Annotated in this window: 20 protein-coding genes; 12 read left to right on the top strand and 8 right to left on the bottom strand. The window is 71.1% G+C overall.

Annotation, left to right across the window (positions count from 1 at the left end):
• Nucleotides 1–8: 8 nt before the first annotated feature.
• The 6 genes from FH610_RS04470 to FH610_RS04445 all read right to left on the bottom strand — a co-directional run bounded on the left by FH610_RS04470 (nt 9) and on the right by FH610_RS04445 (nt 6,699).
• On the bottom strand, nt 9–1,220 hold the full coding sequence (locus FH610_RS04470; protein WP_240808761.1) for a Gfo/Idh/MocA family protein: 1,212 nt from the start codon (nt 1,218–1,220) through the stop codon (nt 9–11).
• Between the two features lie 68 nt (nt 1,221–1,288).
• Nucleotides 1,289–2,560, bottom strand: coding sequence for a CehA/McbA family metallohydrolase (locus FH610_RS04465; protein ID WP_240808760.1), 1,272 nt, complete (start codon nt 2,558–2,560; stop codon nt 1,289–1,291).
• Nucleotides 2,557–3,615: an ABC transporter ATP-binding protein gene (locus FH610_RS04460; RefSeq protein WP_139572976.1), complete on the bottom strand. Its 1,059-nt coding sequence runs from the start codon at nt 3,613–3,615 to the stop codon at nt 2,557–2,559. The genes FH610_RS04465 and FH610_RS04460 overlap by 4 nt, the downstream gene beginning before the upstream one ends.
• Complete coding sequence (locus tag FH610_RS04455; protein WP_139572975.1) at nt 3,612–4,436, bottom strand: carbohydrate ABC transporter permease; 825 nt, start codon at nt 4,434–4,436, stop codon at nt 3,612–3,614. Before FH610_RS04455 ends, FH610_RS04460 begins: the two co-directional genes overlap by 4 nt.
• Nucleotides 4,433–5,323: a carbohydrate ABC transporter permease gene (locus FH610_RS04450; RefSeq protein ID WP_139572974.1), complete on the bottom strand. Its 891-nt coding sequence runs from the start codon at nt 5,321–5,323 to the stop codon at nt 4,433–4,435. The genes FH610_RS04455 and FH610_RS04450 overlap by 4 nt, the downstream gene beginning before the upstream one ends.
• 2 nt (nt 5,324–5,325) lie before the next feature.
• The gene (locus tag FH610_RS04445) at nt 5,326–6,699 is read right to left on the bottom strand and encodes an extracellular solute-binding protein (protein WP_139572973.1); all 1,374 of its coding nucleotides are present in this window, start codon (nt 6,697–6,699) and stop codon (nt 5,326–5,328) included.
• A gap of 233 nt (nt 6,700–6,932) precedes the next feature.
• On the opposite strand from FH610_RS04445, the gene prcB reads away from it, so the two are divergent.
• The 5 genes from prcB (at nt 6,933) to FH610_RS04420 (ending at nt 11,867) form a co-directional block, all read left to right on the top strand.
• Entirely contained in the window at nt 6,933–7,748 is an 816-nt protein-coding gene (gene prcB, locus FH610_RS04440) for a proteasome subunit beta (RefSeq protein WP_139573219.1), read from the top strand.
• A 27-nt stretch (nt 7,749–7,775) separates the two neighbouring features.
• Nucleotides 7,776–8,594, top strand: a complete 819-nt coding sequence (gene prcA / locus FH610_RS04435) for a proteasome subunit alpha (protein WP_139573218.1) — start codon at nt 7,776–7,778, stop codon at nt 8,592–8,594.
• A 124-nt stretch (nt 8,595–8,718) separates the two neighbouring features.
• Nucleotides 8,719–9,405, top strand: a complete 687-nt coding sequence (locus FH610_RS04430; RefSeq protein ID WP_139572972.1) for a RodZ family helix-turn-helix domain-containing protein — start codon at nt 8,719–8,721, stop codon at nt 9,403–9,405.
• Between the two features lie 69 nt (nt 9,406–9,474).
• Nucleotides 9,475–10,833 carry a Pup--protein ligase gene (pafA, locus tag FH610_RS04425; RefSeq protein WP_030507137.1) on the top strand — a complete coding sequence of 453 codons (1,359 nt, stop codon included), beginning with the start codon at nt 9,475–9,477 and terminating at the stop codon, nt 10,831–10,833.
• A 71-nt stretch (nt 10,834–10,904) separates the two neighbouring features.
• Nucleotides 10,905–11,867: an FKBP-type peptidyl-prolyl cis-trans isomerase gene (locus tag FH610_RS04420; protein ID WP_139572971.1), complete on the top strand. Its 963-nt coding sequence runs from the start codon at nt 10,905–10,907 to the stop codon at nt 11,865–11,867.
• A gap of 63 nt (nt 11,868–11,930) precedes the next feature.
• Here FH610_RS04420 and FH610_RS04415 read toward each other — a convergent pair whose 3' ends face one another.
• A complete protein-coding gene (locus tag FH610_RS04415) occupies nt 11,931–12,797 on the bottom strand; it encodes a chitosanase (protein WP_139572970.1) in 867 nt (288 codons plus the stop codon).
• Between the two features lie 201 nt (nt 12,798–12,998).
• Here FH610_RS04415 and FH610_RS04410 point away from each other — a divergent pair, with 201 nt between their 5' ends.
• On the top strand, nt 12,999–13,655 hold the full coding sequence (locus FH610_RS04410) for a helix-turn-helix transcriptional regulator (RefSeq protein WP_205825546.1): 657 nt from the start codon (nt 12,999–13,001) through the stop codon (nt 13,653–13,655).
• A gap of 14 nt (nt 13,656–13,669) precedes the next feature.
• On the top strand, nt 13,670–14,146 hold the full coding sequence (locus FH610_RS04405) for a DUF3291 domain-containing protein (RefSeq protein WP_139572969.1): 477 nt from the start codon (nt 13,670–13,672) through the stop codon (nt 14,144–14,146).
• Here FH610_RS04405 and FH610_RS04400 read toward each other — a convergent pair.
• Nucleotides 14,092–15,159 (bottom strand): DUF3866 family protein, encoded by a 1,068-nt coding sequence (locus FH610_RS04400; protein ID WP_139572968.1) that lies wholly within the window; start codon nt 15,157–15,159, stop codon nt 14,092–14,094. The two genes, FH610_RS04405 and FH610_RS04400, sit on opposite strands and share 55 nt — an antisense overlap.
• A gap of 39 nt (nt 15,160–15,198) precedes the next feature.
• Between FH610_RS04400 and FH610_RS04395 the strand changes: the two genes are divergently transcribed.
• From FH610_RS04395 to tatC, 5 genes are all read left to right on the top strand, one after another.
• Nucleotides 15,199–16,140, top strand: a complete 942-nt coding sequence (locus FH610_RS04395) for a helix-turn-helix transcriptional regulator (protein WP_139572967.1) — start codon at nt 15,199–15,201, stop codon at nt 16,138–16,140.
• Nucleotides 16,137–17,087 (top strand): helix-turn-helix transcriptional regulator, encoded by a 951-nt coding sequence (locus FH610_RS04390; protein ID WP_240808759.1) that lies wholly within the window; start codon nt 16,137–16,139, stop codon nt 17,085–17,087. The genes FH610_RS04395 and FH610_RS04390 overlap by 4 nt, the downstream gene beginning before the upstream one ends.
• A gap of 13 nt (nt 17,088–17,100) precedes the next feature.
• Complete coding sequence (locus FH610_RS42710) at nt 17,101–17,244, top strand: hypothetical protein (RefSeq protein WP_161627911.1); 144 nt, start codon at nt 17,101–17,103, stop codon at nt 17,242–17,244.
• Between the two features lie 114 nt (nt 17,245–17,358).
• Complete coding sequence (tatA, locus tag FH610_RS04385; RefSeq protein ID WP_139572966.1) at nt 17,359–17,682, top strand: Sec-independent protein translocase subunit TatA; 324 nt, start codon at nt 17,359–17,361, stop codon at nt 17,680–17,682.
• Between the two features lie 34 nt (nt 17,683–17,716).
• Nucleotides 17,717–18,586 (top strand): twin-arginine translocase subunit TatC, encoded by an 870-nt coding sequence (gene tatC, locus FH610_RS04380; protein WP_139572965.1) that lies wholly within the window; start codon nt 17,717–17,719, stop codon nt 18,584–18,586.
• The last annotated feature ends 17 nt before the right edge of the window (nt 18,587–18,603 follow it).

Genomic DNA, 18,603 nt, shown 5'->3' with positions numbered 1-18,603 from the left:
TCCTGTCGCTATCTGCTGAGGCTCTCCTCGGCGTGACCGCTGGCTCCACTCCCGCCCTCCTCGGCGTAGCTGCTGTCGGCCCCGGCGGTCGCCTCCCGCGGGGCGCCGGTGACCTCCTGGGCGCACTCTCCGCCGATGGGGATGCCCGACCACCGCGCGTACCGGTGCACGATCCGCTGCGCCGTGACGATATCCTCCAGGGCCCCGTCGAGTCCGGTGAGCGGCGGTTCCTCCTGGGTGACGAAGCGGTGGAAGGCGCGCAGCTGGCGTTCGAACGCCTCGGCGACGTCCTCGTTGACGACCGTCCGCTCGGTGGTGCCGACGCGGCAGGTGACCGTCAGCCGGGTGGGCGCGTTCAGCAGATAGGGGGAGGGGAAGCGCAGCTCCAGCGAGCCGTGCTCGTGGTGCAGCGTCATGACCTCGTGGTAGGCCGGGTAGCTCGGCAGGTAGTGCCAGCGGATGCCGTATCTGCCGGAGCATTCGCCTCCGAGCGTCCCGCTCACCTCCAGGGACGGCGGGAACGCCTCCACCGGCCACACGGCCACGTGGTCCACCGTGTCGGGAGACCCCGTGAACAGCCGCATCAGCGACAGCTCGTGGCACAGGCTGCTCAGCAGCACCTCGGCGTACAGCCGCCGCAGCCGCTCCGACGGCGTGCCGAGCGCGGCGGTGAGCGCCCGCTCGTCGGCCTCCGCGTAGGGGGCCACCCGCTCGGGCGCGGGATGTCCGGGCCGCGCCCGCGCGAACAGCAGCTGCGACTCCTCCGACGGGTGCAGCACGGTGGCGTCCAGGTGGCGGACGACCTCCGGCCCGCCGGCCTCGTGCAGCGCCTCCAGCAGCCGCTGGGAGGCCGGGTCGTACTGCTTCATGTAGCCGGCCATCAGCCGTTCGCCGGAAAAGCCGCTCAGCTCGGCCCGGCTGTAGGCGAGGGGCTTCTCGCACAGCACCCACAGGCCGCGTTCGAGGGCGGCCCGCACCAGCGGCCCGTGGGATCCCGGCGTGAGCACGATCAGCGCGTCGAACCCGCCCCTGTCGAGCATCGCCAGCGGGTCGTCGTACGCCGGGACGCCCGCCTCCCGGCCGACCGTCTCCGCGTGCCCGCGGTCGAGGTCGCACACGGCCGCGACCCGGAACAGGTCGCGCCGCCGCGCGAGCAGGGGCAGGTAGACGACCTGCGCGACCACGCCCAGCCCGGCGATCCCCACCTTCACCGTCTCCACGTCCTCACCCTCCTCCGCTCGGCGGCCTGCCCTGCACCTCCCCATCGGTGGCGGAGCGCAACCCCCCGTCACGTGCAGACGGCCACCACCTCGTTGGCGGGCGTCTCCAGCCGGTGCACCCCGGGATGGGCGGGCAGGAGGGCGAGGTCCCCCCTGACCACCCGCCGGGTCTGCGGACCCCACAGCACCAGCCCGTCGGCGTCCACGGCGAGGAACTCGTCCTCCAGCCGCAGCAGCAGCGGGGCGCCGGGGGAGGCCGACACCGCCGTCCGCCCCTCCGCCACGGCCCGCACGACCGCCCCGGCCGCCTCGGGACCGCGGCCGTCGCCCTCGGCGAGCACCCACGTCGTCGGCGCGCCGGGCAGGTGACCCTCCTCGGGCCGGTGGTAGTCGCCGCCGCCCACCACCACGAGATCGCCGGCCGGGTCGCCGATCGAATCGTGCGTCCAGGCCTGCGCCCAGGCCAGCGGCGCGCCCCAGCTGCGGTCCCACCAGCTCCAGTGCCACAACTCGACGACCCGCGGCCGGTCGGCCATCGGGTGCCGCCAGGCGCAGTCGGCCGCCACCGGATGGTTGACCGACAGCACCCCGCCCCGGTCCCGTACGGCCTTCGCCCACTCGTCGGGGGGCCGCCGGAAGTCGATCCAGCCGACGTCCCCGAGCGCGCCCGCGTGCCCGAGGTCGGTGGTCACCTCCTGCCCCGGCACGAGCACGAGGCCGGCCAGCGCCGAGGCCGCCGCGAGCTCCACGTGGTGACTGACGGTGTTGTGGTCGGTCACCGCGAGGAAGTCCAGCCCGGCCGCGGCCGCCACACAGGCCAGTTCGTAGACGCTCAGCGTCCCGTCCGAGTGGTCGGTGTGCGCGTGCAGGTCCCCGGCGAGCCAGCGGTATCCCGGCGGCGACGGCAGGCGGCGCCGTACGGCGGCGGGCTCGGGCGGGACGGGCGCGGGCACGCGGGAGAAGCGGCTGCGGCGCCGGCGCGGCCGGGCGGGCGGCCGCACGTGCCTGATCACCCGGATCTCGTACGGCAGGCCGCCGAGGGGCACCCGGTGCAGCCCGACCAGCACCCGCCACACCCCCGGCTCGATCTCGCCCGGAAGATAGCCCGGGGTGGCCCAGGACGGGGTGATGGTGTACTCGGAGCGCGCGCCCCCCGACCAGCCGCGAAACCCGGCCGGCCCGGCGCAGCCGAGGTCGAGCACGCCGGCCGACCGGTCGTAGGACAGGCGCACCGTGAGGGCGGCCGTGCCGGGCCGCACCTCCACCGGCACCTCCGCCACCGGCCCGGCCAGCCGGTCGTCCAGCGTCCACGTCCCGCTGATCGCGGCCCTGGTCGTCACGCGCCACCCACCAGGGTGTCGTCGCGGTAGAGCAGCGCCCGGCCTGGGCGGGGCACCGCCCAGGCGGCCGTCCCCGGCGGGGGCTCGGCGCCCTCGGGGACCACCACCTGCAGCAAGTGGTCCGTGCACTCCAGCGTGACGAGATGGGCCGTGCCGAGGTTCTCCACCACCGCCACCTTCCCCGGGAACGCCCCCTTCTCCCCGGGCTCCCGGGTGGTCAGGTCGGCGTACTCGGGCCGCAGGCCGTACAGGACCTCGCCCTCGGGCGCGCCGTCCGGCAGGGGGAACTCGGCCCCGGCCACCCGCAGCACGCCGTCCTTCGCGACGCCCGGCAGCAGGTTCATCGGCGTCGACCCGATGAAGGAGGCCACGAACGTGGTGGCCGGGCGGCGGAACACCTCGGACGGCGTGCCGAGCTGCGTGATCCGCCCGGCCGACATGACCGCGATGCGGTCGGCCAGCGCGAGCGCCTCGCTCTGGTCGTGCGTGACGAAGACCGTGGTCACCGCCAGCTCGCGCTGCAGGCGCTTGAGGAACGTGCGGGCCTCCAGGCGCAGCCGCGCGTCCAGGTTCGACAGCGGCTCGTCGAACAGGAACGCCTTGGGGTGGCAGGCGACCGCACGCGCGAGCGCCACGCGCTGCTGCTGCCCGCCGGACAACTGGCCGGGCCTGCGGTCCAGCAGCTCCGACAGGCTGAGCCGGGACGCCGTCTCGGCGGCCTTCGCCTCGCGCCCGGCCCGCGGGACCTTCCTGATCCGCAGCGGATAGGCGATGTTGGCGGTCACGTCCATGTGCGGGAACAGCGCGTAGTCCTGGAAGACCATCGCGACGTCCCGCCGTCCCGGAGGCGTTCCGGTCACGTCCACGCCGCCGATCTCGATCCGCCCCGAGGTGGGGGTCTCCAGGCCGGCGATCGTCCGCAGCAGCGTCGTCTTGCCGCAGCCCGACGGGCCGAGCAGCGCGAAGAACTCGCCGTCGCCGATCTCCAGGTCGAGCGAGTCGACCGCCCGCACCCCGCCGGGGAACTCCTTGGTCAGGCCGCGCAACGCGATCACCGCTTGATCCCCCCGTGGAAGCGGAAGCCGTACCTCCGGCTGACGAACACGTACATCACCACCACCGGCAGCGAGTAGAGCAGCGAGAACGCCGAGATCACATCGAGGCGCGGCGCGCCGCCCTCGGTGTAGAGCGTGTAGAGGATGACCGCGCCGGGGGCCTTGTCCGGGTCGCGCAGCAGGATGAACGGCTGCAGGAAGCTGCCCCACACTCCTGCGACCGCCCACACCGCGATCGTGGCCAGGCCGGGCCGCACCAGCGGGATCACGACGTGCCGCAGCACCTGCCCCGGCGACGCGCCGAACACCCGCGCCGACTCCTCGTACGACGTGGGCGTGGCGTCCATGAAGTCCTTCAGGATGAAGATCGCGGCGGGGAGCAGGCCACCCGACAGCGTGAGCACGACGCCGAGGTGGGTGTCGATCAGGTTCAGCCGGGTCGCCAGCTCGAACAGCGGCACCATCGCCGCCGTCCCCGTCACCACCGACGACAGGAGCAGCAGGACGTACAGCAGCGCGTCGCGGCCGGGCACCCGCGCCCGCGACAGCGCGTACGCCGCCAGCGCGGCCAGCGTCACGACCAGGGCCGCGCTGCCGCACGCCTGGATCAGCGAGTTGCGCAGCGAGCCCAGCGCGTACGGGTTGTCCAGCAGAGCCCGGAAGTTCGCCAGCGTGAACTCCGGCACCGAGGCCGTGATCGACGGGTGGGCGTCGAACGGCGCCGAAGCCAGCCACAGCAGCGGCAGCGCGAAGAACCCCAGCACCAGGGCCAGGAAGGCGGCCCGCCCGATGGTCCCCAGCATGTGGCGCACCGGCGTCATGACGGCCTCACTTCCCCCCGGGACCGCAGGAGGCGCAGGTAGCCGAAGGCCAGGACCAGGTTCACCACGAGGACGAGGAAGGAGACCGCGGCGCCGAAACCGAGCCTGCCGCCGCTCATCGCGACGTTGTAGATGTAGACGGGCAGGATCTCCGACCGCCCTTCGGGCCCTCCGGCGGTGAGCTGGAAGGCCGTGAAGTCGTTGAACGTCCACAGCGTGATCAGCAGCAGGTTCGTCAGCACATGCCCCTTGATGTGCGGGAGGACCACGTCCCTGAGCTGCTGGAGCGTCGACGCGCCGGCGAGCCGGGCGGTCTCCAGGTGCGACGGCGGCACGTTCTCCAGCGCCGCGCCGTACAGCATCATCGAGAACGCCGTGCCGCGCCAGACGTTGAACACGATGATCGACGCCATGGGGTGGTCGAGCAGCCAGGCGAAGCCGGGCGTGTGCAGGATCGCGTTCAGCGTCCCGCCGTCGCGGTCGAGCAGCGCGATCCACAGGAACGCGACGACCGACGACGGCAGGATCCACGCCAGCAGCACCAGCCCCTCGGTGAGGCTCTTCAGCGGCCCCCGCCGGTCGCGCAGCGCCCACGCGATCGCGAACCCGAGCACCGCCTGCCCGAGCACGGCCGAGCCGAGCACGAACTGCACGGTGAGCCACAGCGACGTGCGGAACCGCTCGTCGCCCAGCGCCTCGGCGTAGTTGGCCGCCCCCACCACCTGCGGATCGGCCGCCGCCAGGCCGGTGAGCCGGTAGTCCGTGAGGCCCAGATAGACGGTCCACAGCGCGGGGAAGACCAGGAACACCCCGATCAGCACCAGCGCCGGCAGCACGAACCCCACGGCGGGACGGCGGCCCAGCGTGCCGGACTCAGCTCGCGCCATGCTCAGCTCGCGACATGGGCGGGGCCGCCGACGAGGGACTCGACCTTGCGCTGGTAGGCGGCGGCCGCCTCGTCCACGCTCGTGCCCGCCACGACCGCGGCCGTGGCCTCCTGCAGGGCGACCGACACCTGCGGGTAGACGGCCAGGGGCGGCCGGTACGCCGTGAGGGGCAGGACCTCGTCGGAGACGAACTTCAGCATCGGGTCGGCCCCCAGCACCGTGTCGTTCACGTCCTTGCGCGCCGTGATCCGGGCGGCCCCGGCGAGCTGCGACCTGGTGGCCTCGGCCGAGTGCATGAACGACAGCAGTTCCCAGGCCAGCTTCGGGTTCTTCGAGTTGGGGTTGAGCACCCGTACGGCGCCGCCGGACATGCTGACGAAGTCCTGGCCCCGGACGCCGGCGCCGGGGCGCTGGGCGGGGATCAGGGCGTAGCCGACGACGGAGTCGCGGTCCTTCATCGGGGCGACCTCGGCCTCGGGCTCGATCACCGACCGCCAGAAGTAGTCGCCCTCCGCCAGGATGGCGATCCTGCCCTCGGCGAACTGGGCGAACGACTTGTCCCGCCCCCGCGCCTCCTGCTGCAGCCTGGGGTCGCCGAGGCCGCCGGAGTAGACCTGCCGGTAGAAGTCCAGCACGTCCCTGAGCGCCCGGGAGGCGCCGGTCCACTTGCCGTCCGCGTAGATCTGCGCCCCCGCGCCCGCCAGCAGCGGCAGCGCGCCCTGCATGGTCGTCGCCTCGCCCATGGCGGTGCCGGCGTCGATCTGGATCGGGACGGGGACTCCGGCCCTCTTGAGCGCCGCGCCGGCGTCGAGGATCTCCTGCCAGCTCCGCGGCTGCCAGTGGTCCGGCAGGCCGGCCTTCCGGAACAGGGCCCTGTTGTAGAACAGCACCCGCCCGTCGGTGCCCTGCGGCAGGCCGTACCTCTTTCCCTCGAACGCGCCGAGGCCCTGCACGGCCTGCGGGATCTGGCTCCAGCCCTCCCAGGAGTCCGCCTCGGGACCGGCCACCTCGGCGAGCGGCTTGACGTACCCGGCCTGGGCGAACTCGCCCACCCAGATGCCGTCGAGGTCGATGACGTCGGCGCCCGCCCGTGACTTGAGGTCGAGGGCGACCTTCGTCTTGTACTGCTCGTCGTCCACGCCGCTCGGCTGGAACACCACGCGGACGTCGCGGCCCTTGGCCTTCTGCGCGGCCTCGAACCGCGGGATGACCCATTTGGCCGTCCAGTCGGCGGTCTCGGCGTTCTTGCCGCCGGAGATCGCGTTGGCGGTGACGGTCAGGGTGACGCCCTCGTCTGTGGAGTCGCCGGAGCCGCCGGTGCCGCAGGCGCCCAGGGTCAACAGGGCCACCGCCGCCACCGCGAGCGCAGGTCTCATGATCGACCTCCCCGTAAGTCCTGACGTACGGACAAATCGACACTCGCACGCGATTACCGACACGTAAAGAAACGGTTTGGTGAACGAGTAAGGGACGCGCGCCCGGCCTCTTGCGGGATGTCTGGTTCGCGCTGAGCTGATCGGGAAGAGTGCAACCAGCGCTGAGACCTGAGTATGGTCGGGCGTAACAACGCATGCTTGGAGGGAGTCGCGTGGCATCTCAGCCAGCCTGGATGAACAGCCTCTTCACATATACGGGATCGTCGTCGTTCTCGGAGTTCCTAGGCGTGCACGCGCCGAACCTGCTGCCCGCCCGCAACGAGTCGCTGGCGGCGCCGGTGGGTGACGAGATCCCGCACGCGACCACCATCGTCGCGGCGACCTGCGCCGGCGGCGTGGTGATGGCGGGCGACAGGCGTGCGACCTCCGGGAACATCATCTCGCAGCGGGACATCGAGAAGGTGTTCCGCACCGACGACTACTCCTGCATGGGCATCGCGGGCACCGCGAGCACCGGCCTGGAGCTGGCCCGGCTCTACCGCGTCGAGCTGGAGCACTACGAGAAGACCGAAGGTCGCTCGCTGTCGACCGAGGGCAAGGCGCACCGCCTGGCCACCATGATCCGCGGAAACCTGCCCATGGCCATGCAGGGCCTCGTGGTCGTGCCGCTCTTCGCGGCCTACGACCCGTCCCACGACACCGGGCGGATCTTCAGCTACGACGTGGGCGGCGGGCCGTACGAGCAGAGGGAGTTCCACTCGATCGGCTCGGGTTCGATCTTCGCCCGGGGCTCGCTCAAGAAGCTCTACCGGGAGAACTCCAGCCCGCAGGACACGGTCCTGGCCTGCCTGCACGCCCTGTACGACGCCGCCGACGACGACTCGGCGACCGGCGGCCCCGACGTGATGCGGAAGATCTGGCCGGTCGTGTCCGTCATCACCGCCGACGGCTTCCGCCGCCTCCCGGACGACGAGGTCGCCGAGTTCGTGGAGTCCATGCTGGAGAGGCGGATGACCGCCCCCGAAGGCCCGACCGCGCCGCTGCGCTAACCCAAGAGAGGATCACCCCCGGTGTCCATCCCCTTCGGAGGATATGCCTCGCCCGAGCAGATCATGCGGGACAGGGCGGAGTATGCCCGCAAGGGCATCGCTCGCGGTCGCAGCGTGGTCGTGATGCAGTACGCGGACGGCATCCTGTTCGTGGCTCCCAACCCGTCCAAGGCGCTGCACAAGATCAGCGAGATCTACGACCGCATCGGCTTCGCCGCAGTGGGGCGCTACAACGAGTTCGAGTCGCTCCGCCTGGCCGGCATCCGCTACGCGGACATCAACGGCTACACGTTCAACCGCAACGACGTCACCGGCCGCGGCCTGGCGAACCTGTACGCCCAGCACCTCGGCATGATCTTCACCGAGTCGATCAAGTCGTTCGAGGTGGAGATCGTCGTCGCGGAGGTCGGCGAGGCGGCCGAGGACGACCAGATCTACCGGATCACCTTCGACGGCTCCGTCTTCGACGAGCAGGGCATGGCCGTGATCGGCGGCCAGGCCGAAGCCGTCGGAGGGCGCCTGAAGGAGCGTTACAGCGAGGGACTGCCGCTGCCGCAGGCCCTCGACGCCGCGCTGGCCGCCCTGACCGAGCCGGGCGGCGAGCGTCCCCCGGTGACCCAGATCGAGGTCGCCGTCCTCGACCGGGGCAGGGAGCACCGCAAGTTCCTGCGCCTGACCGGGTCCCGCCTGGAGAAGCTCCTGGAGGCCGCCCAGGAGAGCCAGGGGGGCGCGCGGCAGCCCGCCGCCGAGGAGGCCCAGGCAGAGCGGGAACAGGCCGAGCAGGCTCCCGACACCGCCCCGCCGATCGCCCCCGAGGGCGACATCGACACGGGCTCAGGCGAGTAGCCCGTCCTCCCGTCCGTACACCGCGGTGCCGCGCCCTCATCAGGGGCGCGGCGCCGCCGTCTCATGCGGTCGGCTCGGGCATTTCGGTCCAGCCAACCCCCGATTTCGCTACCCTCATCCGGTTATGACGACTTTTGATCTCTTCCGGCGAGCGGGCGTTCCGGCCGCCGCCGTCGCCCTCCTGTCGCTGACCGCATGCTCCGGAGCCTCCGGCACCTCGGCCTCGCCCACCGTGACCGCCACCGTGACGGTGACGGCCCCGGCGTCGCCCGCGGAGCCGTCCGCCGATCCGGCGGCCTCCGACACCCCGGCGGCGGACACGCCCACCGACTCGAGCACGACCGCGCCGACGCGGAAGCCGGGCAAGGCCGGGCCGCCGATCACGGACAAGACGCCGGCCCCCTTCGGCGGGACCATCCAGTCGGACCCCGGGCACGACTTCACCAAGGGGCTCAGCCCCAGCAGGGACGGTGTCGTACGCGGCCAGCTGGTCGCCATGCACGACGAGAACGTGGCGGAGTACCGGCCCGTCAAGTTCGTCAAGGAGTACGGCGGCAGCACCAGCGGCCACTTCGAGGGGCCGCCGGGGGGAGACGTGACGGCCTTCGCCGCGCCGATCGCGAAGAACGTCGTGTTCCTCAGCGCGGTCGGCTGCGACGGCAAGGACCAGACCATCGACAGCAAGTACCTCGGCACCCAGCGCTGCTCACGGGGCAAGCTGGTCCTGCGGGCCGACGCGGGCGACCTGCGGGCGCTCATCACCGTTCAGGGCGGGCAGATCGTCAAGGTGACGGAGATTTACGCCGCCTGACGGCTCCTTCTCGGCATTCCACCGCCTGATCACTGTTCGGCCGCCGGTTTATGGGAATAGTGTGAGGTGATGGATCGACGCATATTCGGGCTGGAGAACGAGTACGGCGTCACCTGCACGTTCCGCGGGCAGCGGAGGCTGTCGCCGGACGAGGTGGCGCGGTACCTGTTCCGGCGAGTGGTGTCCTGGGGCCGATCGAGCAACGTATTCCTGCGCAACGGCGCACGTCTCTACCTGGACGTGGGCAGCCATCCCGAGTACGCCACCCCTGAGTGCGACAACGTCGTGGAGCTGGTCACCCACGACAAGGCGGGGGAGCGGATCCTGGAGGGCCTCCTCGTGGACGCCGAGAAGCGGCTCCGCGAGGAGGGCATCGCGGGAGACATCTACCTGTTCAAGAACAACACCGATTCGGCCGGCAACTCCTACGGCTGCCACGAGAACTACCTCGTGGGCCGGCACGGGGAGTTCGGGCGGCTGGCCGACGTCCTGATCCCTTATCTGGTGACCCGCCAGATCATCTGCGGTGCGGGCAAGGTGCTGCAGACCCCGCGCGGAGCCGTCTACTGCGTCTCCCAGCGGGCCGAGCACATCTGGGAGGGCGTCTCCTCGGCGACCACCCGGTCCCGGCCGATCATCAACACCCGCGACGAGCCGCACGCGGACGCCGAGCGGTTCCGCAGGCTGCACGTCATCGTGGGCGACTCGAACATGAGCGAGACCACGATGCTGCTCAAGGTCGGCGCCACCGACCTGGTGCTGCGCATGATCGAGGCCGGTGTGGTGATGCGCGACCTGTCCCTCGAGAACCCGATCAGGGCGATCCGGGAGGTGTCGCACGACATGACGGGCCGGCGGAGGGTGCGCCTGGCCAACGGCCGCGAGGCCTCGTCGCTGGAGATCCAGCAGGAGTACCTGACCAAGGCGCAGGACTTCGTCGACCGGCGCGGCGGGGACGCCATCGCCAAGCGGGTGCTGGAGCTGTGGGAGCGCACGCTCCGGGCGGTCGATACGGGCGACCTCGACCTCGTCTCGCGGGAGATCGACTGGGTCACCAAGTACCAGATGATTGAACGTTACAGACAGAAGTACGACCTGCCGCTGTCGTCGCCGCGCGTCGCGCAGCTCGATCTGGCCTACCACGACGTCCACCGCAAGCGCGGGCTGTTCTACCTCCTGCAGAAGCGGGGGGCCGTCGAGAGGGTGGCCGACGACGTGCGCATCTTCGAGGCCAAGTCGGTTCCGCCGCAGACCACACGGGCCAAGCTGCGCGGGGAGTTCATCCGCAAGGCCCAGGAGAAGCGGCGTGACTTCACCGTCGACTGGGTCCACCTGAAACTCAACGACCAGGCCCAGCGGACGGTGCTGTGCAAGGATCCGTTCCGCAGCGTCGACGAGAGAGTCGAGAAGCTCATCGCGGGTATGTGATCTCTTACACCGCTCTGACGGCGGGTTCGGGTAGCCTGGCCCGGACCCGCTGTCTGTTTGAGGATTCCCATATGCGCCGTCGTACGGCACTCGTCGCCGCCCTACCCTTCTTGCTCGTCGCCGCCTGCGGAACCGCGCAGAAGAGCACGTCCAGCGCGAGCCCCGCCTCCAGTGGCCAGGCCGCGGCCTCGGCCATCAAGGTGACGGGAGAGGCCGGCAAGAAGCCCACCGTGACCTTCCCGGCGGGCAAGCCCTCGCTCACGTCGGCCTCCATCAAGGTCGTCGAGGGCCAGGGCACCCCGGCCAAGGACGGCGACGTCCTCACCGCCAACGTCACCGTCTACAACTGGGACGGCAAGGAGAACAAGGCGGCAGGCTCCGACTACGACCAGGGCAAGTCGGAGTTCGTCTCGGTCAGCCCGCAGCTGCCCAAGGCGCTGCACGAGGCGCTTATCGGCGCCAAGCCGGGCGGCCGGGTGATGGCCGTGATCGCCAAGGACAACCTGAGCGCGGAGCAGCTCAACCAGGCCAAGCAGCAGGGTCAGGACTTCAACGCCGTGTCCCAGGTGCTGGTCATCGACGTGCTGGGGGCCGCGCTGAAGTCCGTCCAGGGCACCGCCGTCGACCCCGCCGTGAACGGCGTGAAGGTCGAGAACCCGAGCGGCGACAAGGCCCCGGCGCTGACCACCAAGACCAGCGAGAAGGCGCCCAAGAAGCTGGTCGTCAAGACCGTGATCAAGGGTGGCGGCCCGGAGGTGAAGGCCGGTCAGACGGTCCTCGCCCACTACGTCGGCAAGATCTGGGGCACCGACAAGAAGTTCGACTCCAGCTGGGACCGCGGCCAGCCCGCGACGTTCGCCCTCGACCAGGTCGTCAAGGGCTGGGCGCAGGGCCTGACCGGCGTCCCGGTCGGCAGCCGCGTCCTGATCACGATCCCGCCGGACCTCGGCTACGGCAAGGAGGGCAACGCGCAGGGCGGCATCAAGGGCACCGACACGCTCGTCTTCGTCGTGGACGTCCTCGGCGCGGCCTGACAGCGACGGACGACAGGGGCCCCTCCCACCCGGCGGTGGGAAGGGGCCCCTGGCGTACGGGCGTCAGCCGAGGATCTGGTAGCCGTCGCCGTAGACCTTCCACCGCAGCGGCGGGTCGAGGTCGAGGTTGCCGTTCTTGAGGAACACCCGCTGGGCGGTGTCGACCCGGCTGGTGTCGCTGTGCGCCTCCTCGGTCTTCATCGCCGCCTTGCGGGCGTCGAGGAACGCGTTGAGGTAGGCGACCTCGTCGCCGCCCTGCGCCGGGGTCTTCGCCTTCTTCATGGCCGTCTTGCGGATGCCGCCGAAACTGACCGGGTCGGCGCCGGGGCCGTGCATCACGATGGCGTCGTAGTAGACGAACTGCCCGAGCGCGCGCAGGCCGTCGGCCTTGGCCTGGGCCACCGCGGGGTTGAAGTAGACCCGGTCGCGCTCGTCGTTCTGCGCCTGCCGGAACACGGGATCGGCGGCGGCGGCGCGCCAGTCCTTGGGGAAGTTCGGGGCCAGCCCCTGGTGCGAGTCGGTGCCGTTCACCTTCCGCAGCGCGGGCAGATACCTGGCCAGCACGTTGCCGGGCTTGCGCGTGGTGTAGAGCTCGACCAAATCGAGCATGTCGCCGGTGCCCGAGCAGAAGCCGATGATCCCGGCGGTGTAGCCGCGCCCGTCGTCGATGTCCTCGATGTACTTGTACTGGGCCTTCCAGTCGAGTGAGGAGTTCTCCGCGCTGGAGACGAGCTCCATCGCGATCTCCTTCTTCTTCGGGTCCGTGAGGTCGACCGGCGCCGCCTTGACCGTCACCTTCACGGTCTCCGCGGTGGCGGCCGGGCCGCCGGTGGCGGCTCCCGCCGCGTTCGAGGGGAGTACGGCCGCGGCGGCGGCCACGAGCAGCAGAGCCGCGCGCCGGGGAGTGCGCCTGATCAGCGGGTCTTTCACGTGCGTCGCTCCGTTCTCCGCCCGCGGCCATGCGTCGTGGCGGGAAGGGGGCGCGGGGCGGGGGATGAGCCCTCCGTGAGGGGGTTTAGTTAGGAAGGTTTCCTAATGAAAGCAGTACTCCGCGGTGGTGTCAACAGCCCCTTGACCGGCCGTCCCGGCCGGCGTCCGATGGTGGCGGCCGCCACGACCTAAACTCCGGCTGTGACGAGCGACGACCTGGAGTCGATGAGCGTGCTCGGCGATCCCGTACGGCGGGCGCTGTACCGGTTCGTGGCCGAGCAGGGGCGGGACGTGGGCCGCAACGAGGCGGCCGAGGCGACCGGCGTCCAGCGCACGCTGGCCGCCCACCACCTGGACAAACTGGTAGACGCGGGGTTGCTGGAGGCGGGCTTCCGGCGGCTCAGCGGCAAAGCCGGCCCCGGCGGCGGCCGCCCGGCGAAGGTCTACCGGCGGGTGCGCGAGGAGCGGACCGTGAGCCTGCCGCCCCGCGACTACCGCACGCTCGCGCTCGTGCTGGCGGAGACCGTCGACCTGCTGGGCGGCGAGGAGAAGGCCGAGGAGGCCGCCCGGCGGGCGGGGGAGCGCCTCGTCGCCTCCGATGCCGCCTCCGGCGATCTCCTGGAGGTGTTGCGCGCGCGCGGCTACGAGCCGTACGAGGAGGACGGGCGGGTGCGGCTGCGCAACTGCCCCTTCCATGTGCTGGCCGACAGCCATCCGCTGCTCGTGTGCTCGATGAACCTCGCGCTGTGCGAGGGGCTGCTGGCCGGTCTGGGCGAGAGTGGGTTCGCCGCGAGGCTGGACCCGAGACCGGAGGAGTGTTGTGTGGCCTTCACGCCTTCTAAAAACAACGTAGATTGACATAGAATCCCGGCATGCATCTCGCTCAGCTCAACGTCGCCCATCTCAGGGAACCCCTCGACTCCCCCACGCTGGCGGACTTCCTCGCCGCCCTGGCGCCGATCTACCAGGTGTCGGACGCCGCGCCCGGCTTCGTCTGGCGCATGAAGGAGGGCGATGAGCCCACGGACCTGATCCAGCACGACTACGGACCGATGCTGGTCGTGAACCTCTCGGTCTGGGAGTCCCGCGAGACGTTGTGGAACTTCGTCTACCGCAGTGCGCACCTGGAGGTGATGCGGCGCCGCCGGGAGTGGTTCCATCGGATCGCCGAGCCGTACACGGTGATGTGGTGGGTGCCAGAGGGCCACCTGCCGCCGCTCGACGAGGCCGTGGCACGTCTGGACCTGCTCCGGGCTCAGGGGCCGGGCCCGGAGGCGTTCACGTTCAAGGACTTCTACGACAGCAGTGACGCCGCGTGCCTCCCGGCGGCGGCGGAGGTCACGAAGTAGGCCAGGTCCTCCTCCAGGCCGCGGCCCATGGTGGACAGCCGCACCGGGGACGCCTTGAGCGCCTCGTGCAGGCCCTCCACCGGCACCGTCACGATCTCGTGACGCGTGGCCAGGGCCGCGGTCTGCTCGCGCACCGTCGCCCCGAACGCGCCGGGCAGATCAGGCACGACGACCTGGGCCGGGGCCAGCGCGACCCGGCCGTACGCCGTGAGCGAGTGGTGCGACACCCCGACATGCCGCTCGCGGCGGTCGCCCTCGCTGACCCGCAGCGCGGCCACGGGCCGCCCGGTCAGCACGGCGGCGGCGTTCACGGCCTCGCCCGCGGCTACGCCGGAAAAGCCCCAGCGGGTGCCGGTGCCGAGGTTGCCCGGCCCCTGCGTCACGACGGCGACGTCGGCCGCGAGCACGTGGCGGGCGGCCAGCAGGCCGGTGTGGAGCGTGACCGCCTCGACGTCCCCGCCGAAGGACTGGCCGGTCGTCACCACCCCGCACAGCCAGTCGCGCTCGCGCAGCGTCGCGCACGACATCGAGAACCAGGCCGGCAGCGCCCCGCCGTCCTGCATCACGTACGCCACCCTGATCCCCGGGGAGTCCGCGTACAGACCACACAGGATCGCGGGCAGGGCGGAGTGCAGGTCGGCGACCACGACGGGCATTCCATCGACCGAATCGGCCTCCCGCAGCGCCTCGTGGTGCGGGGACCCCTGCTCGTCCGCGCCGAGCACGGTGGCCTGCAACGGGGTGTAGCGTGCTTTCACCAGGTGGCCGGGACCGGAAGGATCTTGCGGTAAACGTTCCGGGACGGCCACCACCATGGCGTACCCTCCCGTACCGAGACCCATGGCGAGGGCGGTCGTGTTGAGCAGCACGGTGTCGCCCACTTCAGGGCGTCCCACCAGCGGGGGATAGGCGAGCGCCCGGCACTCGCCCTCGGCGACGGCGACGTCGAGTTCCACCGCCCCCGGCCACTCGCGCCGGACCCGCACCACTTCGCCCTTGCGCCATCTGATCACGCCGAAAAGGGTAGCGTTCTCGACTGGAAGGGAGGCCCGATGTCGCGGCGGAAGACCGAGCGGCTGCTCAATCTGGTTATCTGCCTGCTCGCGACGCGGCGGCCGTTGAGCGCGGAGCAGATCCGGCAGGCCGTCCCCGGGTACGACCCGGACAACGACGAGGCCTTCCAGCGTATGTTCGAGCGCGACAAGAACGAGCTGCGCGAGATCGGCATCCCCATCGAGGTCCACAAGGACCCCTGGGAGGACGACCCCGGCTACCGGATCGTACGCGAGGCGTACGAGCTGCCCGAGATCACCCTGGAGCCCGACGAGGCCGCCGTCATCGGCCTGGCCGCGCAGGTGTGGCAGCGGGCGAGCCTCGCCGAGGCGGCCGGCGGGGCGCTGCTGAAGCTGACCGCGGGCGGCGTGCACGCCGACCTCGCGGAGAGCCCGCTGGAGCTGCGGGTGGACACCCGCGACCCCGCGTTCCCCGCGCTGTGGGAGGCCGTGCGGGACCGGCGCGGGGTCGCCTTCGACTACCGGTCGGCCGGCAGCGAGTCGGTGCTGCGGCGGACGGTCGAGCCGTGGGGGGTCGTCAGCAGGCGCGGCCGGTGGTACCTGGTCGGGCACGACCGCGACCGCGGCGCCGCCCGGGTCTTCCGGCTGAGCCGGATCACCGGGGCGGTGTCCACGCTCGGGCGGCCGGGGGCGTTCACCGTGCCGGAGGGGCTGGACCTGCGGGCCATGGTGGGCTACCAGGAGCTGCCGAACGAGCGGGTCGCCCTGGTGCGCGTACGTAAGGGCACCTGCCTCGGTCTGCGGCACGCCGCCCAGGCAGTGCGTAACGGGCCGGGGGAGTGGGACGAGGCCGAGGTGACCTTCGCCGACGCGGAACGGCTCGCCGGGTGGCTGGCCAGCCTCGGCGCGGACGCCGTCGTGCTGGACCCGCCGGACGCGCGCGATGCCGTGATCCGCCGTCTGAAGGGGGCGTTGCAGTGAGTTCGGACCGGCTGCCGCGGCTGCTGGCGCTCGTGCCCTACCTCATGTCGCATCCGGGCGCGCAGGTGCCCGAGGTGGCACGACTGTTCGGCCTGTCGGAAAAGCAGCTCGTCGACGACCTCCAGCTCGTCTGGATGTGCGGCCTGCCCGGGCACACGCCCGGCGACCTGATCGACGTCTCGTGGGACGGCGGCGAGATCCTCATCGACAACGCCGAGGCGATCGCCCGGCCGCTCAAGCTCGGTGTGGACGAGGCGAGCGCGCTGCTCGTCGCGCTGCGCATGCTCGACGAACTGCCCGAGTTCCAGGGCCGCGACGTGCTCGGCCGGGTCATCGCCAAGCTGGAGCAGGCGGCGGGCGAGGGCGCGGCCACGGTGAGCAGCCAGGTCCAGGTGGAGATCGGCGCGGCGCCGGACGCCCACGCCGTCATCACCGACGCCGCCCGCAGGGGCCGCAGGCTGTCGCTGCGCTACTACGTGCCGGGGCGCGACGAGATCACCCCCAGGGAGGTCGACCCGCTGCGGGTCGTGCTCGTGGACGGGCGGCACTACCTGGAGGGCTGGTGCTACCGCGCCGAGGCGATGCGGATGTTCCGCGTCGACCGGATCCTCGACGTCGAGATCCTCGACGTGCCCGTGGACCCGCCGGCCGGGGCCGAGCCGATGGATGTCACCCGGGGCGTGTTCCGGCCGTCGGACAGCGACGAGCTGGTGGAGCTGGAACTGACCCCGGCGGGCCGCTGGGTGGCGGAGTACTACCCCTGCGAGGAGGTCACCGAGCTGGGCGAAGGCCGCCTGCGCGTCTCGCTGCGGGCCCGCGACCAGTCCTGGCTGGTGCGGCTCGCGCTCCGGCTGGGCGACAGTGGCCGGGTGTTGTCGCCGGCGTCCCTCGCCGAGCGGGTGACGGCCACCGCCAAGCAGGCGCTGGCCAACTACGAGACCGTGTGACCTGGGGGAGCGCATGACTTTGATCTTCGCCCTGTCCGCGGTGGCCGTGGCGGGGCTCGCCGTCCTCATGTGGCCGGCCGTCCGGGTGCTGGCCGCGGCGCGGGACCTGCACGCCGAAGTCAAGCGGGCCAAGGGGCGGCTCGGAGTGTCCGAATAAGGGACTTTGCCCACGATTGATGTGATTTTGAGCCCCGAGGACAGGTGAACTTTGGCGGCCGGTGCGCGTACGATCGGGGGGTAGTACCCACGGCCCTCGCGGTAAGGACATGACATGCCCAACCTCGGACCCATGGAATGGATTCTGATCCTCCTGGTTCTGATCCTTCTTTTCGGCGCGAAGAAGCTCCCGGACACCGCGAGGGCCCTTGGGCAGTCGCTGCGCATGTTCAAGAAGGAAACCAGCAAGATGAGCGAGGAGGACGAGGAGCGGCAGACGGTCAAGGCGCAGGCCGAGCCCGTCGCTCCGCCGGCGGCGCAGATCCCGCCGGCCACCCCGTCCGTCGAGGAGCGGCTGCGTGTCCTGGAGGAGGAGAACCGGAGGCTGCGTGAGAGCCAGCAGCCGGTGAGCTCGCAGAACGAGCAGCGCTCCAACTAGGCGCCGCACCCCCACTGACCCCAGGACGAACCAGATGGCCCTGTTGAAACGGTCGACTCCCGCCGCCACGGCACATGACGGGCGGATGACGCTCATGGAGCACATCCGCGAGCTGCGCAACCGGCTGATCAAGGCCATCTTGGCGGTGGTCGTCGGGACCGCCGTCGGGTTCATCTACTTCGAGCCCATCTGGAACTTCCTGAAGCAGCCGTACTGCCGGCTGCCGCAGGCCCATCAGCTGAACGGCGACAAGTGCACGCTGGTGGTGAACGGGGTCTTCGACTCGTTCTTCGTCAACCTCAAGGTCGCCGTGATCTTCGGCGTGGTGGTCTCGGCGGTGTTCTGGATCTACCAGATCTGGGCGTTCGTGACCCCGGGCCTGTACCAGAACGAGCGCCGCTACACCATGGCGTTCCTCGGGCTCTCCGTCCCGCTGTTCACGGCCGGAGCGGGCCTGGCCTACCTTACGTTGGACAAGGGCCTTGCGCTGCTGCTCAGCTTCGCCCCCGAGGGCACGCTGACGCTGGTGAGCATCAACGAGTACTTCAGCTTCGCGATGGCGATGCTGATCATCTTCGGGGTCTCCTTCCTGATGCCGTTGCTGCTGGTGTTCCTCAACGTCATCGGGGTGCTCCGCTTCAAGACGGTGTCCAAGCACACCCGCATGGTCGTGTTCCTGATGTTCGTCTTCGCTGCCGTCGCGACGCCCAGCCAGGACCCCGTCACCATGCTGGCCCTGGCGCTCCCGATGGTCGCGCTGTTCTTCGTCGCGGAGGCGTTCATGTACTTCCACGACAAGAAGCGCGACGCCGCCGACGCGGCGCACGCGCGGGCCATCGAGGAGGAGCTCGACGGGCCGTCCGCCGCCGAGGGCACAGCGGACTCGGTCGACGTGAGGGACTGACCGAATATCCCTCTGGT

The sequence above is a fragment of the Microbispora catharanthi genome (assembly GCF_006334915.2).
GTDB classification, from domain to species: domain Bacteria; phylum Actinomycetota; class Actinomycetes; order Streptosporangiales; family Streptosporangiaceae; genus Microbispora; species Microbispora catharanthi.
The sequence above is the reverse complement of the archived record's forward strand: the minus strand, read 5'-3'. Positions and strand labels throughout refer to the sequence as shown.